The sequence below is a fragment of the Ruegeria sp. F11 genome (assembly GCF_056533855.1).
The window spans coordinates 100222-123702 of the sequence record NZ_JBQFOW010000009.1; the positions used below are offsets into that span (position 1 = coordinate 100222).

The following is a 23481-nucleotide window of genomic DNA, read 5'->3' on the forward strand; positions in this document are numbered from 1 at the left end:
ACAGGATTTGTCTCAGAATGACAATTCATATAGGCGCTGAAAAAGGCGAAATTGCGGAAACCGTTCTTTTGCCCGGTGATCCTTATCGGGCGAAATGGGCGGCCGAGACGTTTTTGCAAGACGTTAAGCAAGTCAATAACGTGCGCGGAATGCTGGGATTCACCGGTACGTGGAATGGAAATACTGTCACCATTCAGGGCAGCGGCATGGGGATGCCCTCGCTGTCGATCTACGTAAATGAACTGATCCGTGATTACGGGGCAAAGACGCTGATCCGCATCGGGTCCTGCGGCGGAATGCAGGACAGTGTCAATGTGCGGGATGTCATTCTGGCGATGACCTCGACCACGCTCAGCACCCCGTCGCGCGGCATCATGAAAGAGATGAACTTTGCCCCCTGCGCCGATTGGGGTCTGCTGCAGGCCGCCGCACAAGCGGCTGCAGCCAAGGGCACGCCAACCCATGTGGGCGGCATCTATTCCTCGGACGTGTTCTATGATGAACGCCCGGACCTGAACGAACAGATGGTGCGCCACGGAATCTTGGGTGTCGAGATGGAAGCGGCCGAGCTTTACATCCTCGCCGCGCGCCATAAATGCCGGGCGCTGGCGGTGCTGACCGTATCCGACCACCTGCTGACCGGCGAGGCGCTGCCCGCATCCGAACGCGAGCGCAGCTTTGGCGACATGGTCGAGATCGCGCTAGGGGCGGCCTTCCCCGCCAGTTGATCAAAGCCCATGCGTGCGATCATAGGCGTTGCGCGCAGGGCTGCTCCATCCCTGCAAGGCACCCTCGGCGGGGGCAAAGACCTCGACCAGCAGGGGGTGGCAGGGGGCGGTGTCCGAGGAATGCTCGGACGAGCAATCGCCACCGGGACAGGCGCTGAGATTGCCCAACAGGTCGATCTCGGCGAAGAACTCAAGGTAATCGCCCGGGCGCACGGGTGAGGCTTTCATGAAATATTGCCCGGTATCGCGCGTGAACCCGGTGCACATGAACACGTTCAGCACATCATGCACCGCCGGTTCCGCCTGCGCCAAGGGAATGCCCTGATGATCGGCCAGCGCGCGGGTCAGGTTTGAATGGCAACAATGGTGGTATTGCGTTCCCGATAGCAGGTTGCCCGTATAGGGATCGCATCGGGTGCCGATCACGTCATGGACCGAGCCGCCATACTCATCAATGCCATACCACCCCAGCGTATCCGCGGTGATCGTCGCCATCGGGCGCATATGCGGGAAACTGGACCACATCCGCTCGCCGGTCGTCAGATGGGTGCCATGCAACGCGCGGGTTTTGCCGGAATAGAACCGCTCGGACAGGTCATTCAGGTTCCACAGGTTCAGATCGCCCACCTGTGGCCCCTCGACCGAGGTGATGCGAAAGAAATGCCCGGCGGGCACTTCGAAACAGCGCGCGTCGCGCGGAGGGATCAGCACCTCGCCCGTCCTTTGCGCGGTGCTGCGCGCGGTTTGGTACAGCCTCAGATCCGCCGGCGGCAAATCGTCGTTGGGATAGCAGATCACAGGCGCGACGGCCCGGCGGGCCTCGGCGTCTTTCGGCGGTTGGGCTGGGTTCTGAGATTCGGTCATGGCGCCAACACTGGCCCAGTTCGCGCCGTCGGAAAAGCCCCGCCGCTACCCCTGCCCTTTCAGGCATTTGGTCGGTTCGGAATCGGATTGCGACACCGCGCCGCAAAAGCTGCAACGCCACTGGCCTTCTTTCCGGTGCTCGCGCCAACGGCAATCGCGCGTCAACGAGGACGTGCGGGATCGCCACAAGAAATAGGCAAAAACACCGGCGGCCAGCAAAAGCAAAAGGACAGGCATATCTCTGCTTTCCCGATAACCTTCGGGAAATCAAGGGCGCAGTCCTTTGGTCAGGCCGCGTTGGTGTTCTCGGAGTTAAGGCCGGCATGGCTGCCGACCTTGAATATCGCTGCGGGCTACGCCGCCATACAAGCGTTCGCTTTGGCGGCCTGTGCTTCGGTGATGCCATTGCCTGGAACAAAGACCTCGGTTTGTTTGCCGTCCTGAAGGGCGTATTGGGTCGTGAATGAACCTTCAATTCCAGCTTGGCTGGCGCATTCCACCTGCTTGAAAACAAGATCCGCCCGATCACTGCCCGAGCCACCGCACGCCGAAAGAACGGCGATTGCAGCAACGGACAGAGCCTTCAGTAGTGTTTGAGTCATTGATATTCTCCGATATTTCAATGCCCGCATAACACGAAAAAACCCGGGAAGTTTCCATCCCGGATTCACATAAATTCTTTGGCTGTGATCAGACGGCGCGTTCCACCATCATCTTCTTGATCTCGGCAATCGCCTTGGCCGGGTTCAGCCCCTTGGGACAGGTCTTGGCGCAGTTCATGATCGTGTGGCAGCGATAGAGTTTGAACGGGTCCTCAAGCTCATCCAGACGCTCGCCCGTCGCCTCATCGCGGCTGTCGATGATCCAGCGATAGGCGTGTAGCAAGGCGGCGGGGCCAAGGTAGCGATCACCGTTCCACCAGTAGCTTGGGCACGAGGTCGAACAGCTGGCGCACATCACACATTCATAAAGCCCATCCAGCTTGCGGCGATCCTCGATAGACTGCTTCCACTCTTTCGCCGGACGGTTGGTCTTGGTCTCCAACCACGGCATGATACTGGCATGCTGCGCGTAGAAATGCGTCAGGTCAGGGATCAGGTCCTTGACCACCGGCATATGCGGCAGCGGATAGATTTTCACGTCGCCTTTGATCTCATCCATGCCATAGATACAGGCCAGCGTGTTGATCCCGTCGATATTCATCGCGCAGGAGCCGCAGATGCCCTCGCGGCAGGAGCGACGGAAGGTCAGGGTCGCGTCGATCTCGTTCTTGATCTTGATCAGCGCGTCCAGAACCATCGGGCCGCAGGTGTCCATATCGACGAAATAGGTATCCACGCGCGGGTTCTGCCCATCATCCGGGTTCCAGCGGTAAATCTGGAACTTGCGCACATTGGTGGCACCTTCCGGCTTGGGCCAGGTCTTACCGGTGGTGATCCGGGAATTCTTGGGCAGGGTCAGTTGAACCATCTCAATTCTCCATTCAGCCTGTCCGGGCGCGTCTGGACGCGCCGCGATTGTAGTGCCCCCAATGGGCAATGTTCACATCAAAATCGGATGAGAGCCAGTCCGCGATTGCCTGCGGCGCGTCCTCATCAATGTCAAAGCGCAGGAACCGGGGATTGCCGTCGAAATAGGTCTCAACCTCAGCATGGTGCACATCATACATGCGCGCCCATCCCCGTTTTACCTCATCCGCTGTCTGGCCATTGGCCTTGCGGCAGCGTTCGAGATATCCGCCATTCGAATGCCGTGCGCGGGAGGCTATCCAGTCATCGCAGTTGCGCGTGTTCAGCAGGAAATAGGCATCCGGGTAGGCCGCATGCAATTCGCGAAAGAACCGCGTGCCGTCCAGCATGAAGCGCCCGTTGACAAAGGCCAGATCGGCAAAGGCGCGGGTTGCGCCGAACCCGTCCAGCGGTTTGCGGCCCATGGCGATATTCGTCATCATCCGCTGCGCAAGATTGTCGCCCAGGTCGTCCACCCAATGCACCGACGGAATCCCACTGGCCTGAAACAGCTTGTGGAACGAGGTCGTCGCACAGCGGTTCAGACCGATCAGCAGGATTTTGGGATCGCTTCCGGTGGGCTGCAGAACTTCAACGGTCATGAGGCGCACCCCGCAGGGCGCGACGCGCAAAGACCGCGCGCTGTACCTGCTTGTCTATGACGCCTGCGCACCACTGCTTCGCCCCTTAGAACGTCCGCGCCTTGGGCGCGATTTTCTTGAGGCTGATGCCGCCTTCATCCTCGGTGGTCAGCGGATCTACAATGACCGGGCGATAGCTGAGTTCGACGGTGTTGCCCTCAACCCGGCTTACGGTGTGGACGCGCCAGTTCTCGTCATCGCGTTCGGTGAAATCCTCATGCGCATGGGCACCACGGGATTCCTTGCGCGCTTCGGCACCGACGATGGTAGCGAGCGCGCTTGGCATCAGGTTGGTCAGTTCCAGCGATTCCATCAGATCGCTGTTCCAGACCAGCGAGCGGTCCGAGACTTTCAGATCATCCATCTTGGCGGCAATCGCGGTCATCTTCTCGACGCCTTCCGCCATCGTCTTGGCGGTGCGGAACACAGCCGCGTCCTGCTGCATGGTCTTCTGCATCTCAAGGCGCAGATCGGCGGTCGGAACCGCGCCACTCGCGTTGCGCACGGCGTCGAACCGATCAAAGGCTTTGTCAACCGAGGCCTGGTTCAGCACCGGGTTGGGCGCGGCGGCATCAACCACCTTGCCCGCACGGATCGCCGCCGCGCGGCCAAAGACCACAAGGTCGATCAGTGAGTTCGACCCCAGCCGGTTCGCTCCATGGACCGAGGCACATCCGGCCTCACCCACGGCCATCAGGCCGGGGACCACGGCGGTCGGGTTGTCGGCGGTGGGGTTCAGAACCTCGCCCCAATAGTTGGTCGGGATACCGCCCATGTTGTAATGCACGGTCGGCAGAACCGGGATCGGTTCCTTGGTGACATCCACACCGGCAAATACGCGGGCGGATTCCGAGATGCCCGGCAGGCGTTCGGCCAACGCCTCGGCGGGCAGGTGGCTCAGGTTCAGGTGGATGTGATCCCCGTCATCGCCGTGGCCGCGCCCTTCGCGGATTTCCATGGTCATCGAGCGGCTGACATAATCACGCGGCGCAAGGTCCTTGTATTGGGGCGCGTAACGCTCCATGAATCGCTCACCTTCCGAGTTGGTCAGGTATCCGCCCTCACCCCGAGCCCCTTCGGTGATCAGACAGCCCGAGCCGTAGATGCCGGTCGGGTGGAACTGCACGAACTCCATATCCTGCAAGGCCAGACCCGCGCGGGCCACCATGCCGCCGCCGTCGCCGGTGCAGGTATGGGCCGAGGTTGCGCTGAAATAAGCCCGGCCATAACCACCGGTCGCAAGCACCACCATCTTGGCGTTGAACACATGCATCGTGCCATCGTCCAGCTTCCAGCAGACGACGCCCTGACACTGCCCGTCATCGGACATGATCAGGTCGATGGCGAAGTATTCAATGTAGAACTCAGCGTTGTTTTTCAGCGACTGCCCATACAGCGTGTGCAGGATCGCATGCCCAGTCCGGTCGGCGGCGGCACAGGTCCGCTGCACTGCGGGGCCTTCGCCGAACTCGGTCGTGTGGCCGCCAAAGGGACGCTGATAGATCTTGCCCTCTTCTGTGCGGCTGAACGGCACGCCGTAATGTTCCAGCTCATACACCGCTTTGGGGGCTTCACGCGCCAAGTATTCCATCGCGTCGGTATCGCCCAGCCAGTCCGAGCCCTTGACGGTGTCATACATATGCCACTGCCAATGGTCGGGGCCCATGTTCGACAGCGACGCCGCGATGCCGCCTTGTGCGGCAACGGTGTGCGAGCGGGTCGGGAACACCTTGGTCACACAAGCGGTGCGCAACCCCTGTTCCGCCATGCCCAAAGTCGCCCGCAGCCCGGCGCCACCGGCACCGACCACAACCACGTCATATTCATGCGTTTCGTATTCGTATGCAGCCATTTCTTTCAGCTCCGGGAATTAAAGGGCAATACGCGCGATGGCGAAAATGCCAGCCGCAGCCGCGCCGTAGGACAGGCAGGTGGTCAGGATGATCAGCACCTTCTCCATGGTGCCGTGGACATAATCCTCAAGCATCACCTGCGCGCCTTCGGCAAAATGTTTGAACCCGACCCCCAAGGTCAGCGCCGCGACAATCGCCGGGAAGGGGCGCGAGTAATAGTCCAGCACCACGTCATAGGGCTGACCCAGAACCGGGCCGAATGTGAAGATGAACAGCGGGACAAGGATCAGCAAAGCCACCGAGCTGACCTTCATCCGCCAGAAATGAGCTGTCCCCGCCTTGGCCGATCCCAGGCCCATCGCGCGCTTGCGGTCTGTCAGATAACGCATATCAGGCCTCCTTTACGCGACGATCAGCAGGGTGAGCAGGGTCAGCACGACCGAGCCGATGACAACCGCCCAGCCCAGCTTGGTCGCTGTGGGCAGATCCAGACCAACGGCGCTGTCCCAGATCAGATGACGAATGCCCGCCAGCGCGTGATACCAGATGCCCCAGACCGACAGCGCCATGACCAGATCGCCGAGAACCGAGGTGATCACGCCATTCGCAACAGCAAAGGCCTCGGGCGAGGTTGCCGCAGCGAGGAACCACCAGACAATCAACAGCCCGGCGACGATCAGAGCGTTTCCGGTGATGCGCGTCAGGATGGATGTGACCGACGTCAGCTGTGGACGATAGATCGACAGATGAGGCGATAACGGGCGGTTGCCCCGATTAACATCGGCCATGGCGGCTCCTTTTCGGTTGGCTTCCGAAGGTTTTACTGTTTTTTCGACGTCTGTCACGTGCTGCAGGTGCAGAAAAGGGTAATTTCGCCGCAAAACGGCAGAATGTCGCGCTATGTGATCACACAAAATAAACTCGTGATCACAAAACCTATTCCGTCCTTTCAATGTTAGCGATTTCAAGGCCAAAGCAATGTGATCACGAATCTGCGCCGCCTTATTTCAAGGCCGCCGTTTGCTGCGTCACTTCGCGCAGAAGCTTTTTTCTTATTCGCTCGGGGTAATCGTCAAATCCAGCGGCCGAGACCACAAAGGCCCCTTCGCCGACGATCACATTTTCAAAGAAATACGCCGTCAGGTCGGGTTCGCTTTCTTCGATGGCGATAGCATTCACCGTCACGCCCCGGCTGCGCAAAAGGCTGTGAACCTGTGTCGGCTCGACCCCTTCGTTCGATATGCCGTCGCCCGAGATATCGATCAGCAGACGTTTGCAATCTGACACGGCATCGAAGCTGGCCATCGTGGATTCAAGCGCCTCGCCTATGGCGGTCGAGAAATTGCGCCAGACCCTTGGGTCGGCGGCCACCTGATCTGCGAAGCTGTCCAGTGCCTCAAAACTGTCGATCCGGGTCCAGGGGATCGTGGTCCTTTGGCGCGAAGCACCTGTCCACTGAACCAGCATCAATTGCGCCTGTCCCCGAACCAGCGCCTCGGACACCGCCGGATCGCGCAGACCGGTGGCCAGGCCATCCATCTGAATGCGGTATTCCTTGCTGTCGACCGAACCCGACACGTCCACGGCCAGCGCCAACGCAAGGTCACAGGCCCAAGCGGATGGGGCTAATAAAACGCAAGCAGCAAGAGTGCGAAGCAGGACCATGACCCAAGGTTAGCACGGATGAAACGCCCTGCCTTCCTCAGAATCTCGTGACACGCGCGATGGGATCAGATCGGCATCAGCGCCCAGTAGTCGAGGTCCAGCAGCACGTCCGGCAGGTACTTGCCATCGGCACCCCGCAGTTCAAACGGCGTGCCACCCTTGGTCGCCACCAGTCGCAGGCGCAATGCACCCACGCCCGGAACGCCGGTTTCGGCCCTGTCCAGAACCTCAGACCACGCTTTGATCGTATCGCCCGCGAAACAGGGGTTGGCATGGGCTCCGCCGTTCAGGCCTGCGATCATCTGCGCGTTTGCCAGACCATTGAACGACAGGGTCCGGGCCATCGAAATGACATGCCCCCCGTAAATCAGCCTGCCTTCGGGGCGGAAGGTCAGGTCGAAATGCACCTTGGCGGTGTTTTGCCAGAGGCGGGTGGCCAGCATGTGCTCGGCCTCTTCCACGGTGACGCCGTCCACATGGTCGATGGTTTCGCCGATTTCGTAATCGCCCCAGCGATGCGCTTCACCCGCCTGGACAAAGTCATAGGCCGAAAAATCGAGGCCCTGCGGCACCACCAGATCATCCACCGCAAGCGCCGGCTTCAGATCGGGCACCACCGTTTCCGGTGCCGGTGCATCGAGGTTCGACTTGCGCACCATCACCCAGCGAACATATTCGATCACCACCTCGTCGCGCTGGTTCAGGCCGCGGGTGCGAACCCAGACCACCCCGGTCTTGCCGTTCGAGTTCTGTTTCAGCCCGATCACCTGAGATTCGGCGCGCAGGGTATCGCCGGGATAGACCGGCTGCAGCCAGCGCCCCTCGGCATAGCCCAGATTGGCGACCGCGTTCAGCGAGATGCCGGGGACGGTTTTGCCAAAGACCACATGGAATGCCGCCAGATCGTCGATCGGGCTTTGCGGCAGGCCACAATTCCGGGCGAATTCGTCCGAGGAATAGAGCGCGTGGCGCGCGGGGTAGAGCGCGTGATACAAAGCGCGCTCGCCATCCGTCACGGTGCGGGGCACCGCGTGATGCAGCACCTGCCCGACGGTGTAATCCTCGAAAAAACGGCCAGGATTGGTTTTCATTATTGCTGTCCCAGTTTCATGTCGGGGGTGTAGTCGGCGGCAACCTCTTTGGTCACCGCCTGCGCGCAGCGCATGACGTTGTTGGCCGCATCAAAGGCGTAAGAGGGATCACCATAGAGCGACCACCCCTTGGCCAGCGCGTCCGAGACCTTGTGGCAGAAGGCGGACGTGTCTTCCTCGGTCAGCAAGCGATAAAGTTTCGCCATGATGTCAGCTCCTTACGAGGGGAAGGGCGAGGGGCCGACAAGCCCGTGGATATAGCCGATGATCACGAACAACACGATCGAGGCGACAAAGAACATCGCGTCCTTGCCATAGGTGCCGGGTTCGCCCGGGTCCCAGTTGGGCTGGGCGCGGTTGATCACCACCACCTCGGCCACGGCCCACAGGAACAATCCGCCGAACAGGATGATCGAGGCCAGATCGCCATTGACCAGCAGATGCGCAAAGGCCCAGGCGCGGAACCCGGCCAGCTGCGGGTGGCGCATCCGGTGCAGCAGGCGGCCTTTCTGGCCTGCGGGGCTCATCATCCAGATCGCGATCAGCACCAGCAGGTTGTTGATATGCACCATGAAACTGGGCGGGGCCCAGACAAAGACGGTGTCGGTCATGCGATAGCCGAAGATCATCAGCAGCACCGCCGCGACCAGCGCCAGCGCCACCGCGCCCTTGCCTGCGTCGCCCATCGCCGCGCGCCGGTCCGGCATCACGCGTTTGAACAGATGTGCGGCCCACCAAAGCGCCACACCAAGGATCAGAAGAACAAAGCCCATTGCTGGCCTACCCCGCTTGCAAAGCTGTTATCGCCTCTGCTTTTGCCAGAGTTTCGCGGGCAGTTACAACGTGCAGATTTTCAACGATCCGGCCATCAACCACGGCGACGCCCTGCCCCTGTGCCTGAGCATCGTCAAAAGCGGCAATCTGGCGGCGGGCCAGATCGACCTCGGCGTCCGAGGGCGCAAAGGCCGCGTTGGCAATATCGACCTGCGCGGGGTGGATCAGCGTCTTGCCGTCAAAGCCCATGTCGCGGCCCTGTTCGCATTCGGCGGCCAGCCCGTCGGTATCCTTGAAGGCGTTATAGACGCCATCGACGATGATCAGCCCCTCGGCCTTGGCGGCCAGCAGGCACAGGCCCAGCGAGGTCATCATCGGCAGGCGGTCAGGGCGGAAGCGGGTCCGCAGGTCCTTGGCCAGATCATTGGTGCCCATGACAAACCCCGCCATCAGCGGATGGGCCGCGATCTGGGCGGCGTTCAGCATCCCGCGCGGGGTTTCCATCATCGCCCAGATCGGCAGATCGTCGGTGATCGCCGCCAGCGCATCCACATGAGCGGGCGTTTCCACCTTGGGCAACAGGACCACATCCGCGCCCATATCGCGCACGGCCTCGGCATCGGCGCGGCCCCATTCGGTATCCAGCCCGTTGATCCGCACGATCTTGACGCGCGCGCCGTACCCTCCGGCGGCCAGCGCGGCCGCCAGCGTGGCGCGGGCGTTTTCCTTTTCATCGGCGGCAACCGCATCTTCCAGATCGAAGATGATCGCGTCCACCGGCAGGCTGCGCGCCTTGTCCAGCGCCCGGTCGCGCGAGCCGGGGATATAGAGAACGGAACGATAGGGGCGGTGACGGGGGTCCACGGGCCTCTCCCTTTGAAATAAAGTTGCGCGAAATGGGGCATTTTTTGACGGAAACTTCAAGGACAAAATCGCCGCATTGCAGCATACGCGGCGCAACCCGCGTTGGGTTAACCGGATTTCGGTCTGGGACCCGCACCCTGATTGCGAAAGGGAATCGAAAGGGGTTGCGGATGAAAACGCTGATCAAGATGACGATGGGGCTGGGGATCATGGTGCTGGCCGCGCAACAGGTCCGGGCGCAGACCTGCGCGCCGCGGGCGGATGTGATCGCCCGGCTGGCCGAGACCTATGGCGAGACGCGCCGCGCCATCGGCATCGCGCGGCAGGGCGCGATGATGGAGGTCTTTGTCTCGGACCGGACGAGAAGCTGGACCATTACCGTGACCTTGCCGGATGGGGTGACCTGCCTGATCGCCACCGGCCAGTCCTTCGAGGCGCTGGCCGAAGCGCTGCCGCCCAACGCTTAAGTAAGCGCGTCCCAGATCAGCTTGCTGCCGGTCAGTGTCAGCAGCACGTAAGCGATGCCAAAGAACAGGCGTTCGGACAGCATGAAATGCGCCCGGACGCCCAGCCATGCACCAAGGATGGCGAAGGGGGTCAGCAGCAGATCGGCCAGTGCGGTATGCCATGTGAACAGGCCCAGATAGGCGAAGGGCACAAATTTCACCGCGTTGATCACCCAGAAGACCAGCACGGTCGAGGCCTGAAACTTGGTCTTGGTCAGGCGTTGCGACAGCAGATAGACGGCGGCGGGCGGGCCGCCTGCGTGGCTGACAAAGCTGGTGAACCCGGCGACCAGCCCCGCGAACAGGCCAGCCGGGGGTGGCAGGCGGTTGGCAAAACCCCTGATCCAGCCGCGCGATTGCGCCACGTGCCAGATCACGAAGCCGACCGAGATGCCTCCGATCAGCAGGCGCAGCAGATCGTCATCGGTGGCGCGATAGAGCCACGCGCCCAGCGCCACGCCGGGCACCGCGCCCAGGATCAGCAGGCGGGAATCCGGCCAGCTCCAGCGCTTCCAATAGGGTTTCAGGGTGGCCACGTCGATCACCATCAGGATCGGCAGCATCAGCGCCAGCGCTTGTCCGGGCGTCAGGATCAGCGCCAGAATCGACGAGGACGCAAAGGCCACCCCCGAGCCGAACCCGCCTTTGGATATCCCGGCGAAGATCACCGCCGGGATCGCCACGGCAAAAAACATCAGGTTCATCTCGAACATCGGGCATCCCGCGAATAGGCATGTGTTGCAGGCGGTTTAGCGCAACCGGCAGGCGTTGCGCAAACGGTATGCGGTTGTATGCCACGCTGCGACAGGCTTGCGCAGCGCCCGATTTGCGACTAGCACATCCGCGATTTCAAAACCCATCGGAGATATTCCAAATGGCCAGACCCAAGATCGCGCTGATCGGCGCAGGTCAGATCGGCGGCACGCTCGCCCACCTCGCAGCAATGAAAGAACTGGGCGACGTCGTCCTGTTCGACATCGCCGAAGGCACCCCCGAAGGCAAGGCGCTGGACATCGCGGAATCCGGCCCCTCGGAAGGTTTTGACGCCAAGCTGAAGGGCACCCAGTCTTACGCGGACATCGCGGGCGCGGACGTCTGCATCGTCACCGCCGGCGTCCCCCGCAAGCCGGGCATGAGCCGCGACGACCTGCTGGGCATCAACCTGAAGGTCATGAAGTCGGTCGGTGAAGGCATCGCCGCCAATGCACCCGACGCCTTCGTCATCTGCATCACCAACCCGCTGGACGCGATGGTTTGGGCCCTGCGCGAATTCTCGGGCCTGCCGCATAACAAGGTCTGCGGCATGGCGGGCGTTCTGGATTCGGGCCGTTTCGCGCATTTCCTGTCGGAAGAGTTCAACGTCTCGATGCGCGACGTCACCGCGTTCGTTCTGGGCGGCCACGGCGACACCATGGTGCCGTCGGTGCGTTATTCGACCGTCGCCGGTATCCCGCTGCCCGATCTGGTCGAGATGGGCTGGACCACGCAGGACAAGCTAGACGCCATCGTGCAGCGCACCCGCGACGGCGGTGCGGAAATCGTCGGTCTGCTGAAAACCGGCTCGGCCTTCTATGCGCCTGCCACCTCGGCAATCGAAATGGCCGAAGCCTATCTGAAAGACCAAAAACGCGTCCTGCCCTGCGCCGCCTTTTGCGATGGAGAGCTGGGGGTCAAGGGCATGTATGTCGGCGTCCCCACCGTCATCGGTGCCGGTGGCGTCGAACGGGTCGTCAACATCAAGCTGAACGAAGAAGAGCAGGCCGGTTTCGACAACTCGGTGAATGCCGTGAAGGGTCTGATTGAGGCCTGTAAGGGCATTGATAGCTCGCTGGCATAAGGCAACCGCCAGACGATTTTGAAACCGGCCCTCATCTGGGCCGGTTTTCTTTTGCGGCTACCGCATCCGGCCCAAAATGTTGGCGCAAACGTCGCAAACGCCTTTTTTGAATGTGTTTTCCGGCAGGGCTGGCCAGACGACGAATCATCCCAAGCATTGCTTTTTTCTTTGTGATCACACCCGAAAAACCTGTGATCACAAATATGGAAAAACTTCGTGAAAATCTTCTCCTCTGTCAAAAAAGCCTTTAAACTTGACCCTTAGACACGCCAATAACGGTGTAATCGCAGTCAGACGGGACAATTTCGATGAACATTCACGAATATCAGGCCAAAGGGCTTCTTCGCAGCTATGGCGCTCCGGTCTCCGACGGTCGCGCGGTTCTGCGCGCCGAGGAAGCCAAAACCGCAGCCGGTGAGCTGGATGGGCCCCTCTGGGTCGTCAAGGCGCAGATCCATGCGGGCGGGCGCGGCAAGGGCTCGTTCAAAGAGGCCGACGCCGGTGAAAAGGGCGGTGTGCGTCTGACCAAATCGGTGGAGGAAGCCGCCGAGGAAGCCAAGAAGATGCTGGGCCGCACGCTGGTCACGCATCAGACCGGCCCCGCGGGCAAGCAGGTGAACCGCATCTATATCGAGGCCGGTTCGGGCATCGAGCGGGAACTGTATCTGGCGCTGCTGGTGGATCGCCAGACCAGCCGGATTTCCTTTGTCTGCTCGACCGAGGGCGGTATGGACATCGAAGAGGTGGCGGCTGCCACGCCTGAAAAGATCCTGTCCTTCTCGGTGGACCCTGCCACTGGTTATCAGCCCTATCACGGCCGCCGCATTGCGTTCTCGCTGGGTCTGGAAGGCGCGCAGGTCAAGCAATGCGTGAAGCTGATGAACCAGCTCTATAACGCCTTCGTCGAGAAGGACATGGAGATGCTGGAGATCAACCCGCTGATCGTCTCGGACAAGGGCGACCTGAAGGTGCTGGACGCCAAGGTCGGTTTCGACGGCAACGCGGTCTACCGCCACCCGGATATTGCCGAACTGCGCGACACGACCGAGGAAGACCCCAAGGAACTGGAAGCCAGCAAATACGACCTGAACTACATCGCGCTGGATGGTGAGATCGGTTGTATGGTCAACGGTGCCGGTTTGGCGATGGCGACCATGGACATCATCAAGCTCTATGGGGCCGAGCCTGCCAACTTCCTCGACGTGGGCGGCGGTGCGACCAAGGAAAAAGTGACCGAGGCGTTCAAGATCATCACCTCGGACCCGCAGGTCAAAGGCATTCTGGTCAACATCTTCGGCGGCATCATGCGGTGTGATGTGATTGCCGAGGGCGTGGTTGCTGCCGTGAAAGAGGTCGGCCTGCAGGTTCCGCTGGTCGTGCGCCTGGAAGGTACGAATGTCGAGAAAGGCAAAGAGATCATCAACACCTCTGGCCTGGACGTGATCGCGGCAGACAACCTGAAAGATGGTGCCGAGAAGATCGTGAAGGCGGTTAAGGGTTGATGGCGTATTCTCCTGCCCCAACAGCAATCGCATCTGGCCCTAAAACTCGAACGAGCAGAATGAGCGTTAAATGAAGGTAAAGTTCACCACAGCCGCATTCCTGCTGTTTCTGTCGGCATGCGCGGAACCGCTAACGCAAGAACAGCAAACTGAGCAGTTTGATAGAAAACTGCCACTCGCAAAAGCGTCTGTTCCGGCATGTGTTACGGCTGCGCTTGGTCAGGATCCGAATTATTCGGAATTGACCAAGCTGAGATACGAAACCTACAAACCCATCACAAAGTCCGGCGTAAACTTCCGAAGCAAGGATCGGAACAAGTTTACCGGGGAAGGTGGAACGCTGAACTTCAAAAAAGGTGTTGGTTGCGAGGTTTCATTTTCCAGCGAATCCGATGACTTCAATGTCATCGGACGAACATGGTTGACCGCGTTAAAAGACGCTGGATACCAGACAAGCTCAATTGGAAATGGAACGTTCACCTTTGTCGCAAATGGGGTTCCCATGCGCTTTCGAGGCATCCACCAAATCAGCACACATTCCAATGTGATGACTTTCAGCATTCAACGTGGCGACCGCTAACCAAGCGACGCCTAGAAACAGGAGACTCCTCAAAATGGCAGTCCTCATCGACGAAAATACCAAAGTGATCTGTCAGGGCTTTACCGGCTCGCAGGGCACATTCCACAGCGAACAGGCCATCGCCTATGGCACCAAGATGGTCGGCGGTGTGACCCCCGGCAAAGGCGGGATGACGCATCTTGACCTGCCCGTATTCAACTCGGTCCACGAGGCCAAGCATGTGACCGAGGCCAATGCCAGTGTGATCTATGTGCCGCCGCCCTTTGCGGCTGACTCGATCCTCGAAGCGATTGATGCCGAGATGGAGGTGATCGTCTGCATCACCGAAGGCATTCCGGTTCTGGACATGATGAAGGTGAAGCGCGCGCTGGAAGGCAGCAAGTCGCGCCTGATCGGGCCGAACTGCCCCGGTGTCATCACGCCCGACGCCTGCAAGATCGGCATCATGCCGGGCCACATCCACAAGCGTGGCTCGGTCGGTGTTGTGTCGCGTTCAGGTACGCTGACCTATGAGGCGGTCAAGCAGACCACCGATGTGGGTCTGGGCCAGTCCACCTGTGTGGGCATCGGCGGCGATCCGATCAAGGGCACCGAGCATATCGACGTGCTGGAATGGTTCCTGGCGGATGACGAGACCCATTCGATCATCATGATCGGTGAGATCGGTGGCTCGGCCGAGGAAGAAGCCGCGCAGTTCCTGGCGGATGAGGCCAAGAAGGGCCGTTCGAAACCCACCGCTGGCTTCATCGCAGGTCGCACAGCCCCTCCGGGCCGCCGCATGGGCCACGCGGGTGCGATCGTCGCCGGTGGCAAGGGCGGCGCCGAGGACAAGATCGAAGCCATGCGCAGTGCTGGTATCGTCGTGGCCGAAAGCCCGGCGACGCTGGGTGAGGCTGTGCTGGAAGCGATTGGCTGATGGCAAACCGACTCTCCAAAGGCGCTGAGGGCAGCGCCCGACCCTGGGTGGGTGCTGCAAGCGCCCTCCCGGGGGGAGGGTCGGGCGCTGCCCGGCGTTGCCGCCGGGCGGGTGCATTATTCGCCGCCCTGAGCGTTCTGTGCGGCCCCTCACATGCATCCGGTGAAACGGAAACCTTCCGCGAGGCACTGAGCCTGTGTTCAGACCTCGGAAACGACGTTGCCGCCGTTGATGGCGAGTTGAATAAGCTCGGCTGGCAGGCCGCCGACACCCAGCAAACGAGTTTGAACGTGCTGTTCTGGTCATTGTTTGCGCGGGACTTCGCGGTCTTTGGCGACGAAGCCCTCGAACTGATGGCAAATAGCAACGACTTTGGCACGCAGCTTGGGTATTTGATTGTCAATGCTGACTTCATGGCCGCCTCAATTCTGGGCAACTCTGCGCTGCCTCCGAACCAGCCCGCATATAGCAAAGGCGAGTACCGACTGGCAGTTCTCGGCGTAAGCCTCGGTAAAGGTTATTGCATCATGGCGGGACCCAGCAGCATCCTTGATGCCGCAACACAGCTCGACAGTTTTGCGGAGAAGTGGCCCGAGGACATGCCAAAAAGCAACCGGGACGGCGTGACAGCCTTGTTTGGAACGGCGGGCAACGCAAATATCTTTGCCGCCAATCTGGACGAACCGGCACTCAGAACGCTCTATTCATCGACGACAATCGAGCTCCCCGAATCCAGAAGAACATTCGATCCGCAAATCTTCGATGCTCTGCCACCGGCAGTCATCAGTATCTCCCCCACTAAGCTTCAGTGAGGTAGCCCAATGACCTTCTCTGACGCCATCCGCACCTGTTTCGCCAAGTTCTTCACCTTCTCAGGTCGTGCCACGCGGCCCGAATACTGGTTCTTTTTCCTGTTCATCGTGATCTGGAACATCATCGCCGGGATCATCGATGCGCAGTTCTTTACTCAGGTCACCGAAACGCAAACCGATGAGGTTAAGGCCGTTACCGCCACGTCCTCGGCGCCGGTGCAAAGCATCGTGACACTGATCGTTTTCATCCCGCATCTGGCCGTCGCGTGGCGGCGGATGCACGATACCGGGCGCAGCGGCCTTTATGCTCTGCTGCCGATCCTTCTGACCCTTGGGGCCTTCGCCGTTCTGATCTTTGGAATCGGCCTTGCGTCCAGCTTCCAGCATGGCGGCAATTTGGACATTCTGTTCACCCGTGCCACTCTGCTGATCGTTATTCCGACACTGCTTGTCTTGTTTGTGTCGCCCCTCCTAGTTCTGTGGTGGCTGGCCCGCCCCAGCCAGCCAGGCACCAACCAATACGGTCCCAACCCATATGAGGTAGCCCAATGACCGAACACTCGCCCAACTCTGCCTTTCATGCCTCAAGCTTTATGCAGGGGCACAATGCCGAATATCTGGAACAGCTTTATGCCCAATACACACGGGATCCCGGTGCGGTCGATGCCGCCTGGGGTGAGTTCTTCCGGGCCATGGGCGACGCCGTGCCGGATATCCAGCGCGAGGCGGACGGGCCATCCTGGGCGCGCACCGACTGGCCTCCGATGCCAGCGGATGATCTGACCGGTGCGCTGACCGGCGAATGGGCCGAGATTGACGCCAAGGCGGCGGGCAAGAAGATCAAGGAAAAGGCAGCCGATACCGGCGTGAAGGTCAGCGAGGACCAGATCAAGCGCGCGGTGCTGGACAGCTTGCGGGCACTGATGCTGATCCGGGCCTATCGCATCCGGGGCCATCTGGCGGCCAATCTGGACCCGCTGGGCATGCGCGCGGCCAGCACCAGCCCCGAGTTGGACCCAAGAACCTACGGGTTCACCGATGCCGACATGGATCGCCCAATCTTCATCGACAACGTGCTGGGCCTGCAGGTGGCCAGCATGCGGCAGATCGTCGAGATCGTGAAACGGACCTACTGTGGCACCTTCGCGCTGCAATACATGCACATCTCGGACCCGGAACAGGCCGCCTGGCTGAAGGAACGGATCGAAGGCTACGGCAAGGAAATCGCCTTTACCAAGGAAGGCCGCAAAGCGATCCTGAACAAGATGGTCGAGGCCGAAGGGTTCGAGAAATTCCTGCACGTCAAATACATGGGCACCAAGCGCTTCGGTCTGGATGGCGGTGAAAGCCTGATCCCGGCGATGGAGCAGATCATCAAGCGCGGCGGTGCCTTGGGGATCAGGGATATCGTGATCGGCATGCCGCACCGCGGGCGTTTGAACATCCTCGCCAATGTGATGCGCAAGCCATATCGCGCCATTTTCAACGAGTTTCAGGGCGGCAGCTTCAAGCCCGAAGACGTAGATGGCTCGGGCGATGTGAAATATCACCTTGGCGCGTCGAGTGATCGCGAGTTCGATGGGAACTCGGTCCACCTGTCGCTGACTGCCAACCCCTCGCACCTTGAGGCGGTGAACCCGGTTGTGCTGGGCAAGGTCCGCGCCAAGCAGGATCAGTTGAAGGATACCGACCGGACGGCGGTTATGGGCATTCTGCTGCATGGCGACGCGGCGTTTGCCGGTCAGGGCGTTGTGGCCGAAGGCTTCGGCCTGTCCGGTCTGCGCGGGCACAAGACGGGCGGCACCATGCATATCGTGGTGAACAACCAGATCGGCTTTACAACTGCGCCGCATTTCAGCCGCTCCAGCCCCTATCCCACGGATATCGCGCTGATGGTTGAAGCGCCGATCTTCCACGTGAACGGCGACGACCCCGAAGCGGTGGTGCATGCCGCCAAGGTGGCGACTGAGTTCCGCCAGAAGTTCCACAAGGACGTGGTGATCGACATCTTCTGCTATCGCCGGTTTGGCCATAACGAGGGCGACGAGCCCATGTTCACCAACCCGATCATGTACAAGAAGATCAAGACCCATAAGACCACGCTGAGCCTCTACACTGAGCGGCTGGTCAAGGACGGGCTGATCCCCGAAGGCGAGATCGAGGATATGAAGGCCGCCTTCCAGGCCCATCTGAATGATGAGTTCGAGGCCGGGAAAGACTTCAAGCCCAACAAGGCCGACTGGCTGGATGGCCGCTGGTCGCATATGGACAAAAGCAAAGAGGAATATGTGCGCGGCGAAACCGCCATTGCTCCGGACACGATGGCCGAGGTCGGCAAAGCCCTGACCCATGCACCGGACGATATCGCCGTACACAAGACAGTGGCCCGCCTGCTGGACCACAAGAAGCAGATGTTCGACTCTGGCAAAGGCTTCGACTGGGCGACGGGTGAGGCATTGGCCTTTGGCTCGCTGCTGACCGAGGGGTACCCGGTGCGCCTGTCCGGTCAGGACGCCACGCGCGGGACATTCTCGCAGCGCCACTCGGGGTTCATACATCAGGACACTGAGGATCGGTATTACCCGCTGAACAACATCCGAAAGGGTCAGTCGAAATACGAAGTGATCGACTCGATGCTGTCGGAATATGCTGTGCTGGGGTTCGAATACGGCTACTCGCTGGCGGAACCGAACGCGCTGACCCTGTGGGAGGCGCAGTTTGGCGACTTTGCCAATGGTGCGCAGATCATGTTCGACCAGTTCATCAGCTCGGGCGAAAGCAAATGGCTGCGGATGTCAGGTCTCGTCTGCCTGTTGCCGCACGGGTTCGAAGGGCAGGGCCCCGAACACTCGTCCGCGCGCTTGGAGCGGTTCCTGCAGATGTGCGGTCAGGACAACTGGATCGTGGCCAACTGCACGACACCTGCGAACTATTTCCACATCCTGCGCCGTCAGCTGCACCGCACCTTCCGCAAGCCGCTGATTCTGGTGACGCCGAAATCGCTGCTGCGGCACAAGCTAGCGGTCAGCACGGCGGATCAGTTCACCACCGGCTCCAGCTTCCACCGGGTGCTGTGGGATGATGCGCAGCACGGGAATTCGGACACCAAGCTGGTCAAAGACGACAAGATCAAACGGGTCGTTCTGTGTTCCGGCAAGGTTTACTATGACCTGCTGGAAGAGCGCGACGCGCGCGGCATCGACGACGTCTACCTGATGCGGATCGAACAATACTACCCCTTCCCGGCGCATTCGCTGATCAACGAGCTTGAGCGCTTCAAAGGGGCCGAGATTATCTGGTGTCAGGAAGAGCCCAAGAACCAGGGGGCCTGGACCTTTATCGAGCCCAATATCGAATGGGTCCTGACCCGCATTAAGGCCAAACACACACGGCCACGCTATGTGGGCCGCGCCACATCCGCCTCGCCCGCGACGGGTCTGGCCAGCCAACACAAAGCCCAACAAGAAGCGCTGGTGAACGAAGCGCTGAGCATTGAAGGAAAGTAATGATGTCCATTGAAGTTCGTGTTCCCACGCTGGGCGAATCCGTCACCGAAGCCACGGTTGCAACTTGGTTCAAGAAACCCGGCGACGCCGTGGCGGTGGATGAAATGCTGTGCGAGTTGGAGACTGACAAAGTGACGGTCGAGGTCCCCTCTCCGGCGGCTGGCGTCATGGGCGAGATCGTCGCCGCCGAAGGTGAAACGGTTGGCGTCGACGCGCTGCTTGCGACCATCGCGGCTGGCGAAGGCGCAACCCCCGCGCCCGCAGCGGCCCCTGCCCCTGCGGCGGCTCCAGCGGCATCGGGTGGCAGCGTCGACGTGATGGTGCCCACTCTGGGCGAATCCGTAACCGAGGCGACCGTTTCCACATGGTTCAAGCAGGTCGGCGACAGCGTCGCGCAGGATGAGATGCTGTGTGAGCTTGAAACCGACAAGGTCTCGGTCGAGGTTCCGTCCCCGGCGGCGGGTGTTCTGGCCGAGATCGTGGCACCCGAAGGCGCAACCGTGGATGCCACAGCCAAGCTGGCGGTGATTTCCGGCGCGGCGGCGCGTACAGCGACAGCCCCGGCGGCACCTGCGGCGGCTCCCGCAGCAGCAGCAAGCGGCAAGGACGTCGCAAACGCGCCGTCTGCCGAGAAAGCCATGGCCGAGGCCGGTCTCTCTGCCGATCAGGTCACCGGCACGGGCCGCGATGGCCGCATCATGAAGGAAGACGTAGCGAATGCCGTTGCAGCAGCGGCCTCGGCCCCAGCGCCTGCGGCGGCTGTGCCCGCCCCCGCTGCCCAGGCCCCGCGTGCGCCTGTCGCCGCCGAGGATGCCTCACGCGAGGAACGCGTGCGCATGACCCGTCTGCGCCAGACCATCGCCAAGCGTCTGAAGGATGCGCAGAACACCGCCGCGATTCTGACCACCTATAACGAGGTGGACATGACCGAGGTGATGGCCCTGCGCAACCAATACAAGGACCAGTTCGAGAAGAAGCACGGCGTACGTCTGGGCTTTATGTCCTTCTTCACCAAGGCCTGCTGTCACGCGCTGAAAGAAGTGCCCGAGGTGAATGCCGAGATCGACGGCACCGACATCGTCTATAAGAACTTTGTCCATATGGGCGTGGCCGCCGGTACGCCTCAGGGTCTGGTGGTTCCGGTGATCCGCGACGCGGATTCGATGTCCTTCGCAGCGATCGAAAAAGCCATCGCCGAAAAGGGCAAGCGCGCCCGTGACGGCAAGCTGTCGATGGCCGAGATGCAGGGCGGGACCTTCACCATCTCGAACGGCGGTGTCTATGGCTCGCTGATGTCTTCGCCCATTCTGAACCCACCGCAATCGGGCATTCTGGGCATGCACAAGATCCAGGACCGCCCGATGGTTATCAATGGTGAGATCAAGATCCGCCCGATGATGTATCTGGCCCTGTCCTATGACCACCGGATCGTCGATGGCAAAGGAGCCGTGACCTTCCTTGTTCGCGTGAAAGAGGCGCTGGAAGACCCGCGCCGCCTGCTGATGGATCTGTAATCATGGCAACGCATGTACTCTGGCAGGCCGATGTGGCCGATTTCGACGCCTGGCTGAAAGTGTTTCGTGAGGATAAGCCGATGCGCAAGGCCGCGGGCATCCGCGACCTGCACGTCTGGCGCGACCCTGATCAGCGCGACCATGCGATTGCCATGTTCGAGGTTACGAATCTGGACAAGGCCCGGGCCTTTTTTGGGTCCGAGGAATTGGCGATGCACCACGAACGCGGCGGCATCGCCCATATCTCGATCAAGTTGCTCGAGCCGGTCTGAGCCAAACCACGTCGCCCCGATCAGGGCGACGTGACCACTTAATGCCCGGGAACCTTGTGCTCTTAGACTGACGACGTAGCTGGCTAGAGTTTGCTTCTCATGGAAAAGTTCTCAAATCTAATAGGTATAATTGAGAAGATCGTGATTATTTTTGTCGCGACTGCAGCATTATTCCCAATGTACCAGTGGATAGCCGAATCAGACATGCGCGTGCTTCAGCGCACAACAGAGGTCATAAAAGCGGTGGAATACTGCGAAGAGTTTCAAGAGCAAGCATCAAACAGGAATATGAACCTGGCTGAGATCGATGTTAAAGAAGAAATTTGCAGTGTTATCTACTCGCAGCTGGAATCTTGGTACCGAGACGTTTTCGATGGCTAACTCTATGAAAATTGCAAGACGCTCGTTCCGAAAGAATGGCAAGCTAAACGGCCATATAAGCCTTGCCACGCTCAGGAAAATAAGCGGTAAACTTAATAACACTGACTTGGGAACAGAGTCGGTTTTCGGAAGGAAAGTAACCCATGTCTCAATATGACGTCATCGTAATCGGAGCCGGCCCCGGCGGCTATGTCTGCGCCATCCGCTGCGCCCAACTGGGGTTGAAAACCGCCGTGGTCGAAGGGCGCGAGACGCTGGGCGGCACCTGTCTGAACGTCGGCTGCATCCCGTCCAAGGCGCTGCTGCATGCCAGCCACCAACTGCATGAGGCCGAGCATAACTTTGCCAAGATGGGCCTGAAGGGCAAATCACCGTCGGTCGATTGGAAGCAAATGCAGGCCTATAAGGACGAGGTGATCGAGGGCAACACCAAGGGCATCGAGTTCCTGTTCAAGAAGAACAAGATCGACTGGCTGAAAGGCTGGGGCTCGATCCCCGCCGCTGGTCAGGTCAAGGTCGGTGACGAGGTGCACGAAGCCAAGAACATCATCATCGCCTCGGGGTCCGAGCCATCGGCGCTGCCGGGTGTCTACGTGGATGAAAAGGTCGTTGTCACCTCGACCGGAGCGCTGTCTCTGGGCAAGATCCCAAAGAAGATGGTGGTGATCGGTGCCGGTGTGATCGGACTGGAACTGGGCTCGGTCTACAGCCGTCTTGGGGCCGAGGTGACGGTGATCGAGTTCCTCAAGGAAATCACGCCGGGCATGGACCCCGAGGTGCAGAAGACCTTCCAGCGTATCCTCAAGAAACAGGGCCTGACCTTCGTCATGGGCGCGGCGGTGCAAAAGACCGAGGCCACCAAGACCAAGGCCAAAGTGACCTACAAGTTGCTGAAAGATGACAGCGAGCATGTGATTGACGCCGACACCGTGCTGGTCGCCACGGGTCGCAAGCCGTTCTCGGATGGCCTGGGGCTGGAGGCTCTGGGCGTCGAGATGACACCGCGCGGTCAGATCAAGGTGGGTGCTGACTGGCAAACCAACGTGCCGGGCATCTACGCCATCGGCGACGTGACCGAAGGCCCGATGCTGGCCCATAAGGCCGAAGACGAGGGCATGGCCGCCGCCGAGCAGGTCGCTGGCAAGCATGGCCATGTGAACTATGGCGTCATTCCGGGCGTGATCTACACCTGGCCCGAGGTCGCCAATGTCGGCGAAACCGAAGCGACGCTAAAAGAACAGGGCCGTGCCTATAAGGTCGGCAAGTTCATGTTCATGGGCAACGGCCGCGCCAAGGCAAATTTCGCCGCTGACGGGTTTGTCAAAATCCTTGCCGACAAGGACACCGACCGCATTCTGGGCGCACACATCATCGGCCCAGCCGCGGGCGATCTGATCCACGAGGTCTGCGTTGCGATGGAATTCGGTGCCTCTGCCGAAGATCTGGCCCTGACCTGCCACGCGCATCCGACCTATTCGGAAGCCGTGCGCGAGGCGGCGCTGGCTTGTGGCGACGGTCCAATCCACTCGTGAACCTGTAAGGGTTGAAAGCTCGGGATGCGAGGCTCTGCCTCGCGCTCCGGGATATTTTTAGCCAGATGAAGAACGGATCCCCTGCTTCATCTGGCTCTAAATATCCCGGGGGAGTCGCGGCTTGCCGCGGCGGGG

At 60.4% G+C, this 23481-nt stretch carries 26 protein-coding genes; 13 read left to right on the forward strand and 13 right to left on the reverse strand.

The window, feature by feature from the left end:
• Nucleotides 1–17: 17 nt before the first annotated feature.
• The gene (gene deoD, locus ACR0NJ_RS13375; protein WP_480817634.1) at nucleotides 18–728 is read left to right on the forward strand and encodes a purine-nucleoside phosphorylase; all 711 of its coding nucleotides are present in this window, start codon (nucleotides 18–20) and stop codon (nucleotides 726–728) included.
• Here deoD and ACR0NJ_RS13380 read toward each other — a convergent pair whose 3' ends face one another.
• From ACR0NJ_RS13380 to ACR0NJ_RS13435, 12 genes are all read right to left on the reverse strand, one after another.
• Nucleotides 729–1592 carry an urea carboxylase-associated family protein gene (locus tag ACR0NJ_RS13380; protein ID WP_480817635.1) on the reverse strand — a complete coding sequence of 288 codons (864 nt, stop codon included), beginning with the start codon at nucleotides 1590–1592 and terminating at the stop codon, nucleotides 729–731. It abuts the gene before it with no gap.
• A gap of 353 nt (nucleotides 1593–1945) precedes the next feature.
• A complete protein-coding gene (locus ACR0NJ_RS13385; RefSeq protein ID WP_480817636.1) occupies nucleotides 1946–2194 on the reverse strand; it encodes a hypothetical protein in 249 nt (82 codons plus the stop codon).
• A gap of 88 nt (nucleotides 2195–2282) precedes the next feature.
• Entirely contained in the window at nucleotides 2283–3062 is a 780-nt protein-coding gene (locus tag ACR0NJ_RS13390; RefSeq protein WP_480817637.1) for a succinate dehydrogenase iron-sulfur subunit, read from the reverse strand.
• 13 nt (nucleotides 3063–3075) lie between these two features.
• On the reverse strand, nucleotides 3076–3702 hold the full coding sequence (locus tag ACR0NJ_RS13395) for a sulfotransferase (protein WP_480817638.1): 627 nt from the start codon (nucleotides 3700–3702) through the stop codon (nucleotides 3076–3078).
• 85 nt (nucleotides 3703–3787) lie between these two features.
• On the reverse strand, nucleotides 3788–5593 hold the full coding sequence (gene sdhA, locus ACR0NJ_RS13400; protein ID WP_480817639.1) for a succinate dehydrogenase flavoprotein subunit: 1806 nt from the start codon (nucleotides 5591–5593) through the stop codon (nucleotides 3788–3790).
• Between the two features lie 18 nt (nucleotides 5594–5611).
• Nucleotides 5612–5983 (reverse strand): succinate dehydrogenase, hydrophobic membrane anchor protein, encoded by a 372-nt coding sequence (gene sdhD, locus ACR0NJ_RS13405; RefSeq protein ID WP_480614225.1) that lies wholly within the window; start codon nucleotides 5981–5983, stop codon nucleotides 5612–5614.
• Between the two features lie 12 nt (nucleotides 5984–5995).
• On the reverse strand, nucleotides 5996–6382 hold the full coding sequence (gene sdhC / locus ACR0NJ_RS13410) for a succinate dehydrogenase, cytochrome b556 subunit (RefSeq protein WP_480817640.1): 387 nt from the start codon (nucleotides 6380–6382) through the stop codon (nucleotides 5996–5998).
• Between the two features lie 214 nt (nucleotides 6383–6596).
• Nucleotides 6597–7259, reverse strand: coding sequence for a DUF1194 domain-containing protein (locus ACR0NJ_RS13415; RefSeq protein ID WP_480817641.1), 663 nt, complete (start codon nucleotides 7257–7259; stop codon nucleotides 6597–6599).
• A 65-nt stretch (nucleotides 7260–7324) separates the two neighbouring features.
• Nucleotides 7325–8353, reverse strand: a complete 1029-nt coding sequence (locus ACR0NJ_RS13420; RefSeq protein ID WP_480817774.1) for a MaoC family dehydratase — start codon at nucleotides 8351–8353, stop codon at nucleotides 7325–7327.
• Nucleotides 8350–8556 (reverse strand): DUF1737 domain-containing protein, encoded by a 207-nt coding sequence (locus tag ACR0NJ_RS13425; RefSeq protein WP_480817642.1) that lies wholly within the window; start codon nucleotides 8554–8556, stop codon nucleotides 8350–8352. The genes ACR0NJ_RS13420 and ACR0NJ_RS13425 overlap by 4 nt, the downstream gene beginning before the upstream one ends.
• Nucleotides 8557–8568: 12 nt before the next feature.
• Nucleotides 8569–9123, reverse strand: coding sequence for an NnrU family protein (locus ACR0NJ_RS13430; protein WP_480817643.1), 555 nt, complete (start codon nucleotides 9121–9123; stop codon nucleotides 8569–8571).
• Nucleotides 9124–9130: 7 nt separating this feature from the next.
• A complete protein-coding gene (locus ACR0NJ_RS13435; protein WP_480817644.1) occupies nucleotides 9131–9988 on the reverse strand; it encodes an HpcH/HpaI aldolase/citrate lyase family protein in 858 nt (285 codons plus the stop codon).
• Nucleotides 9989–10158: 170 nt separating this feature from the next.
• Between ACR0NJ_RS13435 and ACR0NJ_RS13440 the strand changes: the two genes are divergently transcribed.
• Complete coding sequence (locus tag ACR0NJ_RS13440; RefSeq protein WP_480817645.1) at nucleotides 10159–10455, forward strand: hypothetical protein; 297 nt, start codon at nucleotides 10159–10161, stop codon at nucleotides 10453–10455.
• On the opposite strand, the gene ACR0NJ_RS13445 is transcribed toward ACR0NJ_RS13440, so the two are convergent.
• Entirely contained in the window at nucleotides 10452–11207 is a 756-nt protein-coding gene (locus ACR0NJ_RS13445) for a sulfite exporter TauE/SafE family protein (RefSeq protein ID WP_480817646.1), read from the reverse strand. The genes ACR0NJ_RS13440 and ACR0NJ_RS13445 overlap by 4 nt on opposite strands.
• Nucleotides 11208–11368: 161 nt before the next feature.
• Here ACR0NJ_RS13445 and mdh point away from each other — a divergent pair, with 161 nt between their 5' ends.
• The 11 genes from mdh to lpdA all read left to right on the forward strand — a co-directional run bounded on the left by mdh (nucleotide 11369) and on the right by lpdA (nucleotide 23346).
• Complete coding sequence (gene mdh / locus ACR0NJ_RS13450; protein WP_480817647.1) at nucleotides 11369–12331, forward strand: malate dehydrogenase; 963 nt, start codon at nucleotides 11369–11371, stop codon at nucleotides 12329–12331.
• A gap of 308 nt (nucleotides 12332–12639) precedes the next feature.
• Nucleotides 12640–13833, forward strand: coding sequence for an ADP-forming succinate--CoA ligase subunit beta (gene sucC, locus ACR0NJ_RS13455; protein ID WP_480817648.1), 1194 nt, complete (start codon nucleotides 12640–12642; stop codon nucleotides 13831–13833).
• Nucleotides 13834–13903: 70 nt separating this feature from the next.
• Nucleotides 13904–14413, forward strand: a complete 510-nt coding sequence (locus ACR0NJ_RS13460; RefSeq protein ID WP_480817649.1) for a hypothetical protein — start codon at nucleotides 13904–13906, stop codon at nucleotides 14411–14413.
• A gap of 34 nt (nucleotides 14414–14447) precedes the next feature.
• Nucleotides 14448–15329, forward strand: a complete 882-nt coding sequence (gene sucD / locus ACR0NJ_RS13465; RefSeq protein WP_480531935.1) for a succinate--CoA ligase subunit alpha — start codon at nucleotides 14448–14450, stop codon at nucleotides 15327–15329.
• Nucleotides 15329–16141, forward strand: coding sequence for a hypothetical protein (locus ACR0NJ_RS13470; protein WP_480817650.1), 813 nt, complete (start codon nucleotides 15329–15331; stop codon nucleotides 16139–16141). The genes sucD and ACR0NJ_RS13470 overlap by 1 nt, the downstream gene beginning before the upstream one ends.
• Before the next feature lie 9 nt (nucleotides 16142–16150).
• Nucleotides 16151–16693 (forward strand): DUF805 domain-containing protein, encoded by a 543-nt coding sequence (locus ACR0NJ_RS13475; protein ID WP_480817651.1) that lies wholly within the window; start codon nucleotides 16151–16153, stop codon nucleotides 16691–16693.
• On the forward strand, nucleotides 16690–19647 hold the full coding sequence (locus tag ACR0NJ_RS13480; RefSeq protein WP_480817652.1) for a 2-oxoglutarate dehydrogenase E1 component: 2958 nt from the start codon (nucleotides 16690–16692) through the stop codon (nucleotides 19645–19647). The genes ACR0NJ_RS13475 and ACR0NJ_RS13480 overlap by 4 nt, the downstream gene beginning before the upstream one ends.
• 2 nt (nucleotides 19648–19649) lie before the next feature.
• Nucleotides 19650–21161, forward strand: coding sequence for a 2-oxoglutarate dehydrogenase complex dihydrolipoyllysine-residue succinyltransferase (odhB, locus tag ACR0NJ_RS13485; RefSeq protein WP_480817653.1), 1512 nt, complete (start codon nucleotides 19650–19652; stop codon nucleotides 21159–21161).
• 2 nt (nucleotides 21162–21163) lie between these two features.
• On the forward strand, nucleotides 21164–21433 hold the full coding sequence (locus ACR0NJ_RS13490) for a hypothetical protein (protein WP_480817654.1): 270 nt from the start codon (nucleotides 21164–21166) through the stop codon (nucleotides 21431–21433).
• 99 nt (nucleotides 21434–21532) lie between these two features.
• A complete protein-coding gene (locus ACR0NJ_RS13495; RefSeq protein ID WP_480817655.1) occupies nucleotides 21533–21814 on the forward strand; it encodes a hypothetical protein in 282 nt (93 codons plus the stop codon).
• Nucleotides 21815–21957: 143 nt separating this feature from the next.
• Entirely contained in the window at nucleotides 21958–23346 is a 1389-nt protein-coding gene (lpdA, locus tag ACR0NJ_RS13500) for a dihydrolipoyl dehydrogenase (RefSeq protein WP_480817656.1), read from the forward strand.
• Nucleotides 23347–23481 lie beyond the last annotated feature (135 nt).